General features: G+C 73.3%; 12 protein-coding genes and 2 pseudogenes. 7 read left to right on the forward strand and 7 right to left on the reverse strand.

The features are described 5' to 3' along the window. The first annotated feature begins 256 nt into the window (after positions 1-256). From AC5WRT_RS24510 to AC5WRT_RS24520, 3 genes and pseudogenes are all read left to right on the forward strand, one after another. Positions 257-904, forward strand: a complete 648-nt coding sequence (locus AC5WRT_RS24510; protein WP_496098890.1) for a biliverdin-producing heme oxygenase — start codon at positions 257-259, stop codon at positions 902-904. A 243-nt stretch (positions 905-1147) separates the two neighbouring features. Then, positions 1148-1579, forward strand: a pseudogene (locus tag AC5WRT_RS24515) (PP2C family protein-serine/threonine phosphatase); the annotation flags it as partial. A gap of 37 nt (positions 1580-1616) precedes the next feature. Beyond that, positions 1617-1811, forward strand: coding sequence for a hypothetical protein (locus tag AC5WRT_RS24520; RefSeq protein ID WP_496098889.1), 195 nt, complete (start codon positions 1617-1619; stop codon positions 1809-1811). Positions 1812-1867: 56 nt separating this feature from the next. On the opposite strand, the gene AC5WRT_RS24525 is transcribed toward AC5WRT_RS24520, so the two are convergent. After that, the gene (locus AC5WRT_RS24525; protein WP_496098888.1) at positions 1868-2512 is read right to left on the reverse strand and encodes a PhzF family phenazine biosynthesis protein; all 645 of its coding nucleotides are present in this window, start codon (positions 2510-2512) and stop codon (positions 1868-1870) included. 178 nt (positions 2513-2690) lie between these two features. Between AC5WRT_RS24525 and AC5WRT_RS24530 the strand changes: the two are divergent. After that, a pseudogene (locus AC5WRT_RS24530) lies at positions 2691-3110 on the forward strand (FTR1 family protein); the annotation flags it as partial. Next, positions 3073-4065: an SCO2278 family lipoprotein gene (locus AC5WRT_RS24535; RefSeq protein WP_496098887.1), complete on the forward strand. Its 993-nt coding sequence runs from the start codon at positions 3073-3075 to the stop codon at positions 4063-4065. The pseudogene AC5WRT_RS24530 and the gene AC5WRT_RS24535, both read left to right, overlap by 38 nt. Positions 4066-4378: 313 nt before the next feature. On the opposite strand, the gene AC5WRT_RS24540 is transcribed toward AC5WRT_RS24535, so the two are convergent. The 4 genes from AC5WRT_RS24540 to AC5WRT_RS24555 all read right to left on the reverse strand — a co-directional run bounded on the left by AC5WRT_RS24540 (position 4379) and on the right by AC5WRT_RS24555 (position 8710). Further along, positions 4379-5107, reverse strand: coding sequence for a bifunctional DNA primase/polymerase (locus tag AC5WRT_RS24540; RefSeq protein ID WP_496100601.1), 729 nt, complete (start codon positions 5105-5107; stop codon positions 4379-4381). 135 nt (positions 5108-5242) lie between these two features. Beyond that, positions 5243-6238, reverse strand: a complete 996-nt coding sequence (locus AC5WRT_RS24545; protein ID WP_496096528.1) for a small ribosomal subunit Rsm22 family protein — start codon at positions 6236-6238, stop codon at positions 5243-5245. A 46-nt stretch (positions 6239-6284) separates the two neighbouring features. Beyond that, the gene (locus AC5WRT_RS24550; RefSeq protein ID WP_496096529.1) at positions 6285-7466 is read right to left on the reverse strand and encodes a serine hydrolase domain-containing protein; all 1182 of its coding nucleotides are present in this window, start codon (positions 7464-7466) and stop codon (positions 6285-6287) included. After that, the gene (locus tag AC5WRT_RS24555; RefSeq protein ID WP_496096530.1) at positions 7406-8710 is read right to left on the reverse strand and encodes a multidrug effflux MFS transporter; all 1305 of its coding nucleotides are present in this window, start codon (positions 8708-8710) and stop codon (positions 7406-7408) included. Before AC5WRT_RS24555 ends, AC5WRT_RS24550 begins: the two co-directional genes overlap by 61 nt. 108 nt (positions 8711-8818) lie before the next feature. On the opposite strand from AC5WRT_RS24555, the gene AC5WRT_RS24560 reads away from it, so the two are divergent. Next, positions 8819-9826 carry a Gfo/Idh/MocA family protein gene (locus AC5WRT_RS24560; protein ID WP_496096531.1) on the forward strand — a complete coding sequence of 336 codons (1008 nt, stop codon included), beginning with the start codon at positions 8819-8821 and terminating at the stop codon, positions 9824-9826. 391 nt (positions 9827-10217) lie between these two features. Further along, positions 10218-10976 carry an SDR family oxidoreductase gene (locus AC5WRT_RS24565; protein WP_496096532.1) on the forward strand — a complete coding sequence of 253 codons (759 nt, stop codon included), beginning with the start codon at positions 10218-10220 and terminating at the stop codon, positions 10974-10976. A 264-nt stretch (positions 10977-11240) separates the two neighbouring features. Here the strand turns inward: AC5WRT_RS24565 and AC5WRT_RS24570 are convergent, their stop codons facing one another. After that, entirely contained in the window at positions 11241-12461 is a 1221-nt protein-coding gene (locus tag AC5WRT_RS24570) for a D-alanyl-D-alanine carboxypeptidase family protein (RefSeq protein WP_496096533.1), read from the reverse strand. A gap of 315 nt (positions 12462-12776) precedes the next feature. Further along, positions 12777-13757, reverse strand: a complete 981-nt coding sequence (locus tag AC5WRT_RS24575; RefSeq protein WP_496100602.1) for an aldo/keto reductase — start codon at positions 13755-13757, stop codon at positions 12777-12779. Positions 13758-13771: the final 14 nt, after the last annotated feature.

A 13771-nucleotide genomic window follows, 5' to 3' on the forward strand; every position in this document is an offset into this window, starting at 1 on the left:
TAGGGGGGTTCGTTTGGATCGGCCCGGGTCCGCGACGGCCGGCACAGCAGCGCGCCGCGTTGCCGGACCACCCGGGGACGCCGAGGACGCGGGTGGTCCTCCGCCCCGCGACGCACCGCGGAGGAGTCCGCGGCCTGTCCGACCCGATCCAGACGCCCCCCAGGCCCGCGCCCGCATCGCCCGCCCTCTGCGAGGGCGGGCTTTCTCTCGTACACTTTTACCGACACCCTGTCGGCAAATGCGCAGAGGCGGTCCCATGGAGTCCTTCTCGACCCTCATCCGCACCGCGTCCCACGAGCAGCACGCGGCGGTGCAGACCTCGTCGTTCATGAGCGCCCTGCTCGGCGGCCGGCTGGGCGTGGCGGCCTATGCGCGCTACACCGAGCAGCTGTGGTTCGTCTACGAGGCCCTGGAGAGCGGCGCCGAGCGGCTGGCGGCGGATCCGGTGGCGGGACCGTTCATCCGGCCCGAGCTGTTCAGGCTGGCCGCGCTGGAGCGGGACCTGGCACATCTGCGGGGGCCGCGGTGGCGGGCGGGCCTGAGCGCCGTACCGGCCACACGTCGGTACGCGGACCGGGTCCGTGCGTGCGCCGAGCGCTGGCCCGCGGGCTATGTCGCCCACCACTACACCCGCTACCTGGGCGACCTGTCCGGCGGCCAGGTCATCCGCGACCGCGCGGAGAAGACCTGGGGTTTCGCAAGGAGGGGCGACGGTGTCCGCTTCTACGTCTTCGAAGGCGTCGCGAACCCCGCCGCGTTCAAGCGGGGCTACCGGGAGCTGCTGGACGGCATCCGGGCGGACGAGCTGGAGCGCCGGCGGGTGGTGGCCGAGTGCAGGCGGGCCTTCGCCCTGAACACGGCGGTCTTCCGGGCGCTGGGCGACGAGTTCGCGTTGAGCGCCTGATGGCAGACGATCACAATACGGGGAAAATTAAGGGGGGATGTTCGCATTGTTCCCCTGCGAGTGAGAGCTGCGACGACGAAGACGTCCGCCACCGGGGGCCCGCGCGTGTGGGCCCCGGCATCACCCGGCGCTTCCTGGCCGGCCGTCCCACTGCTGGTCGTCGCCATCCCGGTCGCCGACGCGTTCCTCCCGCCGGACATCCACCTCGCCCATCTCCTGGTCGTGGCGGCCGCGGTGACCGCCATGGGCTACGGCCCCGGACCCACGGCGCTGGTCGGCGCGCTCGCGGTCCTCGCACTGATCGCCGCCGGGGTGGAGAGACACACCCTGGCCACCGAGAGCGTGCTGGTGGAGCTGGGTTCACTGACGGTGCTGTGCACGCTGCTCGTCGTCTTCACCCATCTGCGGGACCGGCGGGGGCGGGAACTGCTCAGGGCGCGCATCGTCTCCGACACCGCACAGCGCGTCGTCCTGCGCCCGCTTCCCACGCGCGCCGGACCACTGTCCCTGGCCGGCGAGTACCACAGCGCCGAGGCCGACGCCTACATCGGCGGCGATCTCTACGCCGCGGCCCGGACCTCCGGCTCCACGCGCCTGGTCATCGGAGACGTCCGCGGCAAGGGCCTGGCCTCGATCAGCGGCACGGCGATCGTGCTGGGCGCCTTCCGCGCCGCCGCGCACCGCCGCGTCCCGCTGCCGGAGCTGGTGGCCTATGTGGAGGACGCCGTCCGCTGGGGTCTCACCGAGTTCGCGGACGCGGACCCGGACGTGGAAGAGCACCGCTCACGCCCCACGCCCCCTCCTGCGGGAGATCGTCGCCGACCTGCGCGCCCACGCGGGCGGCACGCTCCACGACGACATGGCCATGATGGTCGTGCAGCGCGACGAGGCGCCCGCGCCCGGGTGAGCCGACGCGGACCGTTCCGCTCCGGCGGTAGGGGCGTGCGCCCCACGGGCGGCCGGTCATCGCTCGAGGTGCACCCGGCCCCCCACCTCCACCCACCCGTGCGGCTGCGGCGCCGTGAGGATCTGGGAGCCCTTGCCCTGGGTGATGTTCAGGGCGCGGCCCAGCTGCTCGGTGAGGAGGAGGGCGGCGGCGCCGGTGGCCTCGTCCTCGTCGATGCCGTCGTTCCGGCCGGGGAAGGCGCGGGCGCGGATCCGGCCGGCCGCCTCGTCCTCCCAGGCCCAGGCGTAGATCCAGTCCCCCGGCGGGGGCACGTCGAGGGCGTCCACCTCGGCGGCGCCCGCGTACTGGCGCAAGGTGCGCGGCGGGGCCCACTCGGCGCGGGCCTCGATCCAGCTGAACTCGCCGTCCTGGCGGGCGCCGACCACCCCGGCGGGCGTGACCAGTTCGGGCACGTCGAGCAGCCAGGCGGTGCCGACGCAGGGGTGACCGGCGAAGGGCAGGCGCACGGTGGGCGCGTAGATGTCGATCACGCCGCGCTCGGGGTCGTCCACGAACACGGTCTCGCTGAAGCCGAGTTTGGCCGCCAGCTCCTGCCGGTCGCTCTGCTCGGGCAGGACCGAGCCGTCGCGGACGACACCGAGTTCGTTGCCGTAGCCGCCGTCCGGCCCGCAGAAGACGCGGAGTACGTCGTAGTCAGTCACAGTGGAATTGAAACATCGCGGCCCGCGCGACCGTGTCCCACTGCCTGCCGCCGAAAGGCGGCAACACCCTGTCGCCCCCCTTCGAGATCCGCATCACGACCCCAAATTGGTGGCAGCAGCGGGTGGGCAAGGCCGGGATCACCCGGCTGACGTTCGAGGCGCGGGAGGCGCTCGGCGGCTCGGCGTGGCCCCGGGCCTGGCCACGGCGGTCCTGCCGGGCCGTCCGTTCCACCGGGGCGTCCCGCGCGTCAGCCCGGGGAAGTTCTTCACCTGGACCGGCGGGATGCTGGTCGTGGTCGCGGCGGGCGGTGCCGGTGTACGGCTTCCGCGACCTGCGGGAGGCGGACCGGCTGCCCGGCCTGACGCACCTGGCCTTCGACGTCAGCGGTACCATCCCGCCGGACAGTTGGTACGGCATGCTGCGGAGGGGCGTGTTCGGCTCCGGCCCGACCCGGCCGTCCTCCAGGTCACGGTGTGGCTGCTGTACCTGATCCCGACGCTCGGGATCTTCCTCGCCCCGGTAGGGTTCGCCTCCGAAAAGGGGAAGGTGAAGGGACCCGATGAGCAGGGATCGCAGCCCGCGCAGGCTCCGCAGGCGTGGGAGGAACGCACTCGTGGCGGCCTCGCTGACCGCTTTGTCGCTGACGGCGAGCGGATGCGTGGTGGTGCACGGGGAGCGCGAGGTGCTCCCCACCGCCACCCGCGCCGAGGCCGCCAAGGCAGTCACCGCGTTCCTGGCCGCGTACAACAGGGCCGACAAGGCCTACGACAACTCCCTGGACGCGCCCTATCTCACCGGCCCGTTCGGCGACATCACCGCCGCGCGCCTGAAGGCGGGCCACGCCAACAGCCCCTCCGGCAACGCCGGTCACGTGCCGCTGAAGCTGTCGGACATCAAGATCACCATCCCCGAGAAGGCCGGCTGGCCGCGCTGGTTCCTGGCCGACGCCCAGGGCAACAAGACCGGCAAGGTGCGCTGGCTGATGGTGTTCACCCGCGACGGCCTCGGGCAGCGCTGGCGGGTTGCGTACGTCACCCTCGTGGCGCCCGGTGCCGTACCGCGGTTCAGGACGGACAAGGACGGCCGGGCCGAGGCGGTACCGTCCGACTCCGGACAACTCGCCCTACCGCCCGGGAAGTTGAGCGCGGACTACGCGACATACTTGAAGAAGGGCGGCACGTCCTTCGCCGACGGCACGTACACCAGCGTCGAACGCGCCGACCGGACCAGGCGTGCCCGCAAGCCGGGCCTGGTCACGCAGTTCATCGACCGGCCGCTGACGAACGGCGACTACGCTCCGCTGGCGTTGCGCACGGCGGACGGCGGGGCGCTGGTGTTCTTCACCACCCACCACTACGAGAAGCAGACGGCCGCTGCCGGCACCACCGTGCCGGTCCCGAACAAGGACGTCCAGGCCCTGACCGAGGGCGAGGTGAAGCAGTCCCTGACCCTGGAGTTCGTCTCGGCAGAGGCCGCCCTCGACCCGGCGGGCACCGGCAAGGTGTCGGTGCTGGGCAGGGTGCCGGGTCTGACTGCGGCGCAGGGAGAGTGAAGGCGCCCCCTGACAGCCCCTAGGGCATGTTTCGAAAGTAGCGTCGTCCGCCCGGAGGGCGGGGTCCGCGGCGTCCGGTGCGGTGCATCGCAAGGCGGAGGGTCGTCCTCGTACCGGGCGTACCTGGACGATCCCGACAACGCGGCGAGGTGCCGTGCCAGGCGTCGCGGAGCAGACGGGACTTTCGAAACACGCCCTAGAAGTGTCCTGAAGATCTTGAAAATGCGCCCGGCTTGCCCCGGTTGATAGCGATTGACATTTACCGGCAATACGGGGTGAGTCGGGCGGCCAGAGCAAGATCTTCAGCGGTCTCCTAGTGCTGCAGCGGCCAGGAAGCCCCCTGGGGGTCGGTCCCGGCGTACCGCGAGCAGGCGTCGGTGAGCACCTCAAGCAGGCTGAGGGGGTCAGGCAGCGCATGCTCCGGTCCCCGCACCCACCGCACGCGCCGGTCGTCCCCCGGCAGCCTGGCCGGCGGCACCAGCACGTACGACCCCCGGCAGTGCCAGCGCAGCCCCGGGTGCTCGTCCATGGTCTCGGGGTGGCAGTCCAGCTCGCAGGGCCACCACTCGTCCTCGTCCTCGGGGGTGCCGCGGGTGAGGGTGAAGAACAGCATGCGGCCGTCGTCGCTCTCGGCGACGGGCCCCACCTCGACGCCGGAGCCGAGCAGCCGCTCCAGCGCCTCCCGGCCGGGCTCCAGGGGGACGTCCAGGACGTCGTGCACCATGCCGGTCGCGGTGATGAAGTTGGCGTCCGGCTGGTGCCGGGCCCAGCGCTCGATCTGCCCGCGGTCGGTGGTGGACTGCGTCTGCCAGGCGAAGGACACCGGGTGGCGGGCAGGGGTGGGACAGCCCACGCGGTCGCAGGAACACCGGTAGCCGGGAGCGGGGTGCGCGGCGGGGGCGAGCGGCAGTCCCGCCGCGGCGGCGGCGAGCAGCAGGGTCTCCCGGCCGCCGTTGTCGGCGGCCTCCTTGGGGCGGCGTCCACGCAGCCACTGGGAGAGTCTGCCCTGCCGGCCGGACCGGCCGCCGAACGTCGCGCTCATCTATCCCCTCGCCTCGCTGGTGTGCGGACAGTGTGCCCTATCGTCCCATCTTCATGTGCTTCGGGGGGTGCCGCCGCAGACGCGAGACCCACCGGAGACGACCGTCGCCACCTCGCGAACCGCCGGACGGAACGGCTACGCGGGCGGCTCCTGCGGCGGCCAGGGGTCGCCCCACTCGGCGTCCCGGGCCGCCCTGTACAGGTCGCCGTGGCGCTTGCTGACCGTCGTGCGGGCCAGTTGTCCACCGGCCTCGCACAGGTCCAGGAGCACCTGGCCCTTGCGGATCTGCGGGCGCCGGATCACCCGGGAGGGTGCGGGCACGGCGGCCAGGCGGGTGGCGGCGACGTACGAGAACTTCTCGTCCTCGTACGGCAGGGTGCCGCCCTTGACCTGGCGGTGCAGGGAGGAGCGGGCCACCCGGGCGGAGAAGTGGCACCAGTCACGGCCGGGCTCGATGGGGCAGGCGGCACTGTGCGGGCAGGGGGCGACGACGTGCAGCCCGGCACGGACCAGGCGGTCGCGGGCCTCGATGACACGGGCGTAGCCGGCCGGCGTGCCGGCCTCCACGATGACCACGGTCCGCGCGGCGCCCGCGGCGGCGTCGACGAGCGCGGCGCGATCGGGCTCGGCGAGTTCGTTGAGGACGTACGACACCGTGACGAGATCGGTGGCGTCGAGGGTGAGGTCCGCACCGATCCGGGCGCGCTGCCAGCGGGCGGCGCGCAGGTCGGGGTTGGCGGCGGCGAGCTCCCGGCCGAGGGCGAGGGCGGGCTCGGCCCAGTCCAGCACGGTGACGCGGCGCTCGCCCGGCCAGGTCGCGGTGACGGCCCAGGTGGCGGCGCCGGTGCCGCCGCCGATGTCGGTGTGGCCCGCGGGCGTCCAGCCGGGGACGGCCGCCGCGCACGCCTCCAGTGCCGCGTGGACCGCCTCGAAGGTGGCGGGCATCCGGTAGGCCGCGTACGCGGCGACGTCGGCGCGGTCGCGGAGGATCGGGGTGTGGGTGGGGGTGTCGCCCCGGTAGTGGGCGATCAGCCGCTCGACCGCCCCGGCGGCCTGCCTGGGCGGGAGTCCGTCGAGCAGCTCGGCGAGGCTTTTGCGCAGGGCGTCCGCCGGGGGTACGGGGTCGTTCACCCGGTGATTCTACGGCCGGCCCCGGAACGCCGTCCTCGCCGGAACCTCAGATCACCGCCCTGGCCAGATGGGTGGCCAGTCTCGCCCTCGGCCCGCTGTCCGGTGTCCTGCGCCGTGGATGGACCGTGTTGGCCAGCAGCACCAGGAAGGTGTCCGTGCGCGGGTCCACGACCAGGGACGTGCCGGTGAAGCCCGTGTGGCCGGCCGCCCCATGACCAGCCAGTTCGCCCATGAACCAGGGCTGGTCCACGGCGAAGCCCAGCCCCGGCGGGGTGAGCAGGAGCTCGACGAAGTCGGGGCCGAGGATGCGGGCGGGACCGTAGGAGCCCCCGGCAAGCAGGGCGCGGCAGAAGACGGCCAGGTCGCGGGCGGTGGAGAAGAGGCCCGCGTGGCCGGCGACGCCGCCGAGCGCGAAGGCGTTCTCGTCGTGGACGACACCCCGCAGCATCCCGCGGTCCGCCTTGGCCCACGGCCGCCGCTGGTCCTCGGTGGCGGCGGCGCCGGGGCAGGGCCCGAAGGCGGTCGCCGTCATGCCGAGCGGGCGGGTGATGCCGTCCGCGATCAGGACGTCGAGGGTGCGGCCGGTGATGCGTTCCAGCACGGACTGGACCAGGAGCATGTTCAGGTCGGAGTACAGATGCCGGCCGGGCTCGCCGACGGGGGCCTCCGCGCGGAGCAGGGCGAGGCGGGAGGCGTCGTCGGGGCAGTCGTACAGGGGCAGCTCGGGGCGCAGCCCGGAGGTGTGGGTGAGCAGCTGGCGCACGGTGATGCCGTGGGCCGCCGCGGCGTGGAAGTCGGGCAGGTAGTCGCCGACCCGGGCGTGCATGCCGAGGGTGCCGCGCTCGATCTGCTGCACGGCGGCGACGGAGGTGAACAGCTTGGTGAGGGAGGCCAGGTCGAAGGGGGTGTCGGCGGTGGCCGGGACCCGGGCGGCGGGCGGCAGTTCGACACCCGTGTCGGTCTCGGGGTCGTACGCCGAGTAGCGGACGGCCCAGCCCGCGGCCTCGGCCACGGCGATCACGGGGCCGCGGCCGGCCAGCACGACGGCGCCGGCCGCCCAGGGGCGGTCTCCGGCGGTCAGGGCGTGCACCTCGCCGACCAGGTGCCCGAGGTGCACGGGGTCGAGCCCCGCCCGTTCCGGTGCGTCGGCGCGCAGTCTCGGTGCGCTCAGTTCTCGTCTCCCTCCGAACCCGCACGGGTGTTCCCGCGTGCGTTCCAGGGACGGCACATTCCCACGAAGCAGGCCGCCGCGACCAGTGCTCCCACCAGTTGGACCACCGCCATGGGTACCGCGGTCCGCTCACCGGCGACGCCGACGAGCGGTGAGGCGACCGCCCCGACGAGGAAGGAGGTGGTGCCGAGCAGCGCGGAGGCGGAGCCGGCGGCGTGCCGGGTGCGCAGCAGGGCGAGGGACTGGGTGTTGGGGAGGGTGATGCCCATGGCGGACATGAGGACGAAGAGGGCGGCGGCGACGGGGACCAGGCCGGTGTCGCCGAGGGCGCCGGTGGCCATCAGCAGCAGGGCGGTCGCGGCGAGCACGATCACCGTGAGGCCGGTGGCGAGCACCTTGTCCAGGCTGACGCGGCCGACCAGCACCTTGCCGTTGATCTGCCCGGCGACCACGAGTCCGATCGAGTTCAGGCCGAACAGCAGGCTGAACGTCTGGGGGGAGGCGCCGTAGACCTCCTGGATGACGAAGGGCGAGGCCGCCACGTAGGCGAACAGCGCTGCGAAGGCGAAGCTGCCGGCCAGTGTGTAGCCGGTGAACGGCAGGTCGGCGAGCAGGCCGCGCATCGAGCGCAGCGCGCCGCCCAGTCCTGCGTCGTGGCGTGCCGCGGGCGGCAGGGTCTCGGGGAGCCGCAGCCAGACCAGGGCGCCCAGCAGCACGCCGACCACGGTGAGCACCATGAACACGCCCCGCCAGTCCGTCACCCGCAGGATCTGACCGCCGATCAGCGGCGCCACGATCGGCGCGACCCCGGAGACCAGCATGAGGGTGGAGAAGAAGCGGGCCATGGCCACACCGTCGTACAGGTCGCGTACGACGGCCCGGGCGATCACGATCCCGGCGGCGCCCGCGAGGCCCTGGGCCAGCCGGAAGGCGACCAGGGTCTCGACGTTCGGCGCGACGGCGCACAGGGCGGTCGCGAGGACGTAGACGGCGAGACCGGCCAGGAGCGGGCGGCGGCGGCCCCAGCGGTCGCTCATCGGGCCGACGACGAGCTGCCCGAGGGCCATGCCCAGCAGGCAGGCGGTGAGGGTGAGCTCGACCGTGGCGGCCGGTGCGTGCAGGGCCCCGGTGACCTCCGGCAGGGAGGGGAGGTACATGTCCATCGAGAGCGGGGGCGTGGCGGTGAGGCCGCCGAGGACGAGGATGACGAGGGCGCCGGTGCGGCGGGGCGCGGCGGGCGGCCGGACGGGAGTCCGCGCGGGCCGTGACCTCGGTGTCGGTGCCTCAGCCTGCTCGTGCATCCGCCCCTCCCCTTGTTCGCCGTCGGTGCTCGCCTGCCGGGCACGGACGGCACCTATGCTCTCAGCTCGTACAGAATGCCGGGGTACACACGAGCGAGGGGTGGGGCGATGGACAAGGTGCGCTGGGGGATCCTGGCGACGGGCGGGATCGCGGCGGCGTTCGCGGCGGACCTGGTGGATCTGCCGGACGCGGAGATCACGGCGGTGGCCTCGCGGCGGCCGGAGCCGGCCCGCGCGTTCGCGGAGCGGTTCGGGGCGGCGCGGGCGTACGGCGACTGGGAGTCGCTGGCCGCGGACCCTGACATCGATGTCGTGTACGTGGCCACCCCGCACACGGCGCACCGCGCGGCGGCCGGGCTGTGCCTGGCGGCGGGGCGCAACGTGCTGTGCGAGAAGCCGTTCACGCTGAACCTGCGTGAGACGGAGGAACTCGTCGCGCTGGCCCGCGAGCACGACCGCTTCCTGATGGAGGCGATGTGGATGTACTGCAACCCGCTGGTACGGCGGCTGAAGGCGCTGGTGGACGACGGGGCGATCGGCGAAGTGCGGACCGTGCAGGCCGACTTCGGGCTCGCCGGTCCCTTCCCGTCCGCGCACCGGCTGCGGGATCCGGCACTCGGCGGCGGAGCGCTGCTCGACCTGGGCGTGTATCCGGTGTCGTTCGCGCAACTGCTGCTGGGCGAGCCGGACGCGGTCGCGGGGAGCGCACTGCTGTCGCCGGAGGGCGTCGATCTGCAGACGGGCGCGGTGCTGTCCTGGGAGAGCGGGGCGATGGCGTCGCTGCACTGCTCGATCGTCGGCGGTACGGGCGGCACGGCCTCGGTGACCGGTTCGCACGGGCGGATCGACGTGCCGTCGGGCTTCTTCCACCCGGAGCGGTTCGTGCTGCACCGCGAGGGCCGCGACCCCGAGGAGTTCGCCGCCGGTCCCGCGGACGGCCCGCGCACCACCCTGCGGCACGAGGCCGCCGAGGTGATGCGCGCGCTGCGGGCGGGCGAGAAGGAGTCTCCGCTGGTACCGCTGGAGGGCTCCCTCGCGGTGATGCGCACGCTGGACGCGGTGCGGGAGCGGATCGGGGTGCGGTACCCGGGCGAGGAGCTCACCGTGGCCGTGTGACGCGGTGGCGGGGCGGTTCGTGCCGGTGGCTCCCGGCGCAGACATCGCCGCCGGTACGCCGTGGACCCGGTCACCGGCATGGCGGACCGGGCCGCCGGCACGTCCTGCACGCAGCCGTGGACACCGGTCGCGGCTGCGGCGCCCGCGCAACCGGGCCATCGACGTCGCCCGGGCGCCGTACCGACCACCGCACCGGCTCACCGGCACCGCCCCCGCACACGGGCCGCCACCCTCCGCCGACGGGCACCGTCGGCCGCCGCCGACTGCCCGCACCCGCCACGCCCACCGGCATCGGTGCCCGCACCCCACGCCCACCCCCATTCACCGTCGGACAACCGTATGCCGGACGCGGCGTTCCGCATCGCGGACTTGCCGCCTACGCTGCGGTGCCATGACTGACAGGCAATCGAAGATCGCGGTCGTGACCGGCGCCGGGTCGGGCATCGGGCGGGCCGTCGCCGCCGAGCTGCTGCGGGCCGGCTGGTCGGTGGCCCTGGCCGGCCGGCGCACCGGGACGCTCGAGGAGACGGCGGCACTGGTCCCGGAGGGCGACGCGCTCGCCGTACGCGCGGACGTGTCCCGGCCCGAGGATGTGGACGCGCTGTTCACGGCGACGGTGGAGCGCTTCGGCCGGGTGGACCTGCTGTTCAACAACGCGGGGACGTTCGGGCCGGGCGGGGTCCCGGTCGAGGAGCTGTCCTACGACGCCTGGCGGCACGTGGTGGACACCAACCTCAACGGCGCGTTCCTGTGCGCCCAGGCGGCGTACCGGCGGATGAAGGAGCAGGACCCGCAGGGCGGCCGGATCATCAACAACGGCTCCGTCTCCGCCCACACGCCCCGCCCCCGCTCGGTCGCCTACACCGCGACCAAGCACGCCCTGACCGGTCTCACCAAGTCGCTGTCGTTGGACGGGCGGCCGTACCGCATCGCGGTCGGGCAGATCGACATCGGCAACGCGGCGACCGACATGACGGCCCGGATGCAGACCGGCGCGCCGCAGGCGAACGGCGAAGTCGTCCCCGAGCCGGTGATGGACGTCGCCGATGTGGCGCGCACGGTGCGTCACATGGCCGAGCTGCCGCTGGAGGCGAACGTGCAGTTCGCGACGGTGCTGGCGACGGCGATGCCGTACATCGGGCGCGGTTGACGCCCCTTCGCGCCGTCGCGCCGGGTGTTTTCACACAAGCGGAGTTTGAACATCCGTGGCATTGCGGCCGATCGAGCCCGTATGCTCAGCTTTCTCCACAAGAGCTTCACAGTTGGAGTGAGCGGATTCCGCGACTGCTCGGGTGGTCGCGTCCGAGCCACACCGAAGGGGGGAGGCGGCGGCCGTTCCACCGGGCCGGAGTCGGGGGGCCTCGCGACGGGACGCGGGGGGCACACCGGCCGGTGGAACGGCCGTCGAACACGGTCAGCGCCGATGCCTGCCGCCCGGCTCTGCCTCCCCCTCGACCGCCTCCGGCTCCTCGGCCGCCCCCGCCGCCGCGACCGCCCTGCGCCGCCGCCGTACGGCCCACACCCCCGCCGCCGCCAGCAGCAGCGCCGTACCGGCCGCGCCCTCCACCAGCCGCCCGGTGGACGGACCGCGGGAGCCCGCGCCCGCCGCACCGGCCGCCGCCGGGGCCGCACTGCCGTCCGCCGGTGCCGGACTCGCCTTCGCCCCGCCCTCGCTGAGCGGTTCGACCAGCACACCCACGGGCTGCGCCGAACGCCCGTGCCCGAAGCCCCAGTCGAGCAGCGCGGCGGTCTGCTCGTAGACCGCGTTGCTGCCGGCGGCCGGATGCATCACGGTGACCAGCAGGGTGCGCCCACCCCGGGTGGCGGCACCGGTGAAGGTGTTCCCGGCGTGGCTGGTGTAGCCGTTCTTGACGCCGATCAGGCCGTCGTACGACTTCAGGCCCCACGCCCCGGTCAACAGGCGGTCGGTGTTCTGGATCTGGAAGGTCTTCCTGCCGCCCGCCGGGAAGTTCGCGGTCCTCGTGCCGCAGTAGCCGCGGAAGTCGGCGTCCTTCAGACCGTGGCGGGCGAACAGCGTCAGGTCGTACGCCGAGGAGATCTGGCCCGGGTGGTCGAAGCCGTCCGGGCTGACCACATGGGTGTCCAGGGCCTGCAGATCCTGGGCCTTGGCCTGCATCTGGGCGACGGTCGCGGCGATCCCGCCGTTCATGTGGGCGAGCACGTGCACGGCGTCGTTGCCGGAGCGCAGGAACACGCCCTGCCACAACTGCTCGACGGTGTAGGTGATGCCGGGCTTGATGCCGACCAGGCTGGAGCCGAGCGGCACGTCGGCGAGGTCGGCGTCCTTGACGGTGTACCGCTCGGTTCGGTCGAACTTCTTCAGCACGGTGTCCGCGAACAGCATCTTCAGCGTGGACGCGGGCGGGAGGCGCCGGTGCGCGTTGAACGAGGCGAGCACCTCGCCGCTCGCGCAGTCGGCGATCAGCCAGGAGCGGGCGGTGAGTTTCTCGGGCAGTCCGGAGGCACCGCGCACCTGGACACCGGTGCGGGCCAGCTGCTCGCCGCCGATCACCTTCGACTCGGCGGCAGAGGCCGGGGTGGTCATGGACACGGGAAGGGCGGCGGCCGTCAGTCCGAGGACGGCACGCCGGCTGGGCCGGGAGCATTCGCGCACCTGGGGACGGTACACCGCGCCCAGCAGCGGGAACCGCGCGGGCACCTCGCACCGCCGCCGAAATTTGCCACCTTATGAAAATCCGTTGAGTTGGCCCGCTTTCTCGGTCCCCGCACATCCCTTACCGGGGATGGCTCAAGGGTTCCTCCCCGGCTCGTGGCCCTCAACCCGGTGTCGGCGGGATGACGCAGGCACAGAACAAGGTCCTGAAATCGCCTACGGCCTCGGCACCGACATGACCGTCACCGAGGTTCGGCCGGCGCCGGAGCCGGGCAGCGGTTCAGCGGCCGCTGAGCCCGGCCGTGGCGGTGTCGCTCACCTGCCGAGGATGCGGTCGACCTCGGCAAGCTGCGCGGCGGTGAGCGGTCCCTTCCCGATCGCGCCCGCGTTCTGCTCGGCCTGCACGACCGAGCGGAAGCCGGGAATCGGTACGGTGCGCGGGCTGCGGGCCCAGATCCAGGCCAGCGCGCCCTGGGCGAGGGTGCGTCCGCCACTGGTGAGGACGTCCCGCAGGGCGTCGACCCGGGCCGTCCAGTGCGGATCGGCCCCCGTGCCGTCGCCGAACCCCTGCAGCCAGGCGGGCGGCCGACTGCGGATGTCCCCGGCCTCCAGCGGGCCCTGCCGCCTGCCGGCCAGCAGCCCCATGGCGAGGGGACCGCGGTTGACGCTGGCGAGTTCCGCCCGCTCGCACAGGTGGAGGAGGCGTGGCGCGTCCTGGAGGACGTTGAGGGTGTGCTGTACGGCCGTGCAGTGCGGGCCCTCGGCGAAGACGGCGGCGCGGTGGGGGTCGTCGGTGCTCCAGGCGTAGCCACGGATGAGCCCTTCGGCGACCAACTCCTCGCACATGTCCCGCAGTTCGGCGGCGCGCCCCGGATCGGCGTGCGACAGATGGAACTGGTAAACATCGATGTGGTCCGTGCCGAGGCGGCGCAGGGAGGCGGTGAGGGCGCGGCGGACGTACTCCGGGGTGTCGTCCTGGCCGTCGGCGGTGCGGGTCTCCGGGTCGAAGACGTTGCCCCACTTGGTGGCGAGCACGACGTCGTCGCGCCGTGTACCGAGGGCGCGGCCGAGAACGGTCTCGCTGTGCCCGGTGCCGTAGCAGTCGGCGGTGTCGAAGAAGGTGACACCGAGATCGAGGGCGCGGTGGATCGCCCGTACCGACTCCTCGTCGTCCACCCTCCCCCATCCGAGCGGCTGCCCGTCGACGTCCTGCCACTCCCCGCCGATGGCCCAGCACCCGAAGCCGAGCGCGCTCACTTCGATCCCGCCGCGTCCCAAGGTCCTTGTGGTCTCCATGTCCGAGGACGCTA

The organism is Streptomyces sp. NTD91 (genome assembly GCF_059510455.1).

Bases quoted from the DNA above. Each gene is read 5' to 3' on its own strand.
- AC5WRT_RS24565 (WP_496096532.1), top strand. From the start codon at position 10,218: ATGACTGACAGGCAATCGAAGATCGCGGTCGTGACCGGCGCCGGGTCG.
- AC5WRT_RS24575 (WP_496100602.1), bottom strand. From the start codon at position 13,757: ATGGAGACCACAAGGACCTTGGGACGCGGCGGGATCGAAGTGAGCGCG.
- AC5WRT_RS24520 (WP_496098889.1), top strand. From the start codon at position 1,617: ATGTGGAGGACGCCGTCCGCTGGGGTCTCACCGAGTTCGCGGACGCGG.
- AC5WRT_RS24540 (WP_496100601.1), bottom strand. From the start codon at position 5,107: ATGAGCGCGACGTTCGGCGGCCGGTCCGGCCGGCAGGGCAGACTCTCC.
- AC5WRT_RS24555 (WP_496096530.1), bottom strand. From the start codon at position 8,710: ATGCACGAGCAGGCTGAGGCACCGACACCGAGGTCACGGCCCGCGCGG.
- AC5WRT_RS24510 (WP_496098890.1), top strand. From the start codon at position 257: ATGGAGTCCTTCTCGACCCTCATCCGCACCGCGTCCCACGAGCAGCAC.
- AC5WRT_RS24560 (WP_496096531.1), top strand. From the start codon at position 8,819: ATGGACAAGGTGCGCTGGGGGATCCTGGCGACGGGCGGGATCGCGGCG.
- AC5WRT_RS24535 (WP_496098887.1), top strand. From the start codon at position 3,073: ATGAGCAGGGATCGCAGCCCGCGCAGGCTCCGCAGGCGTGGGAGGAAC.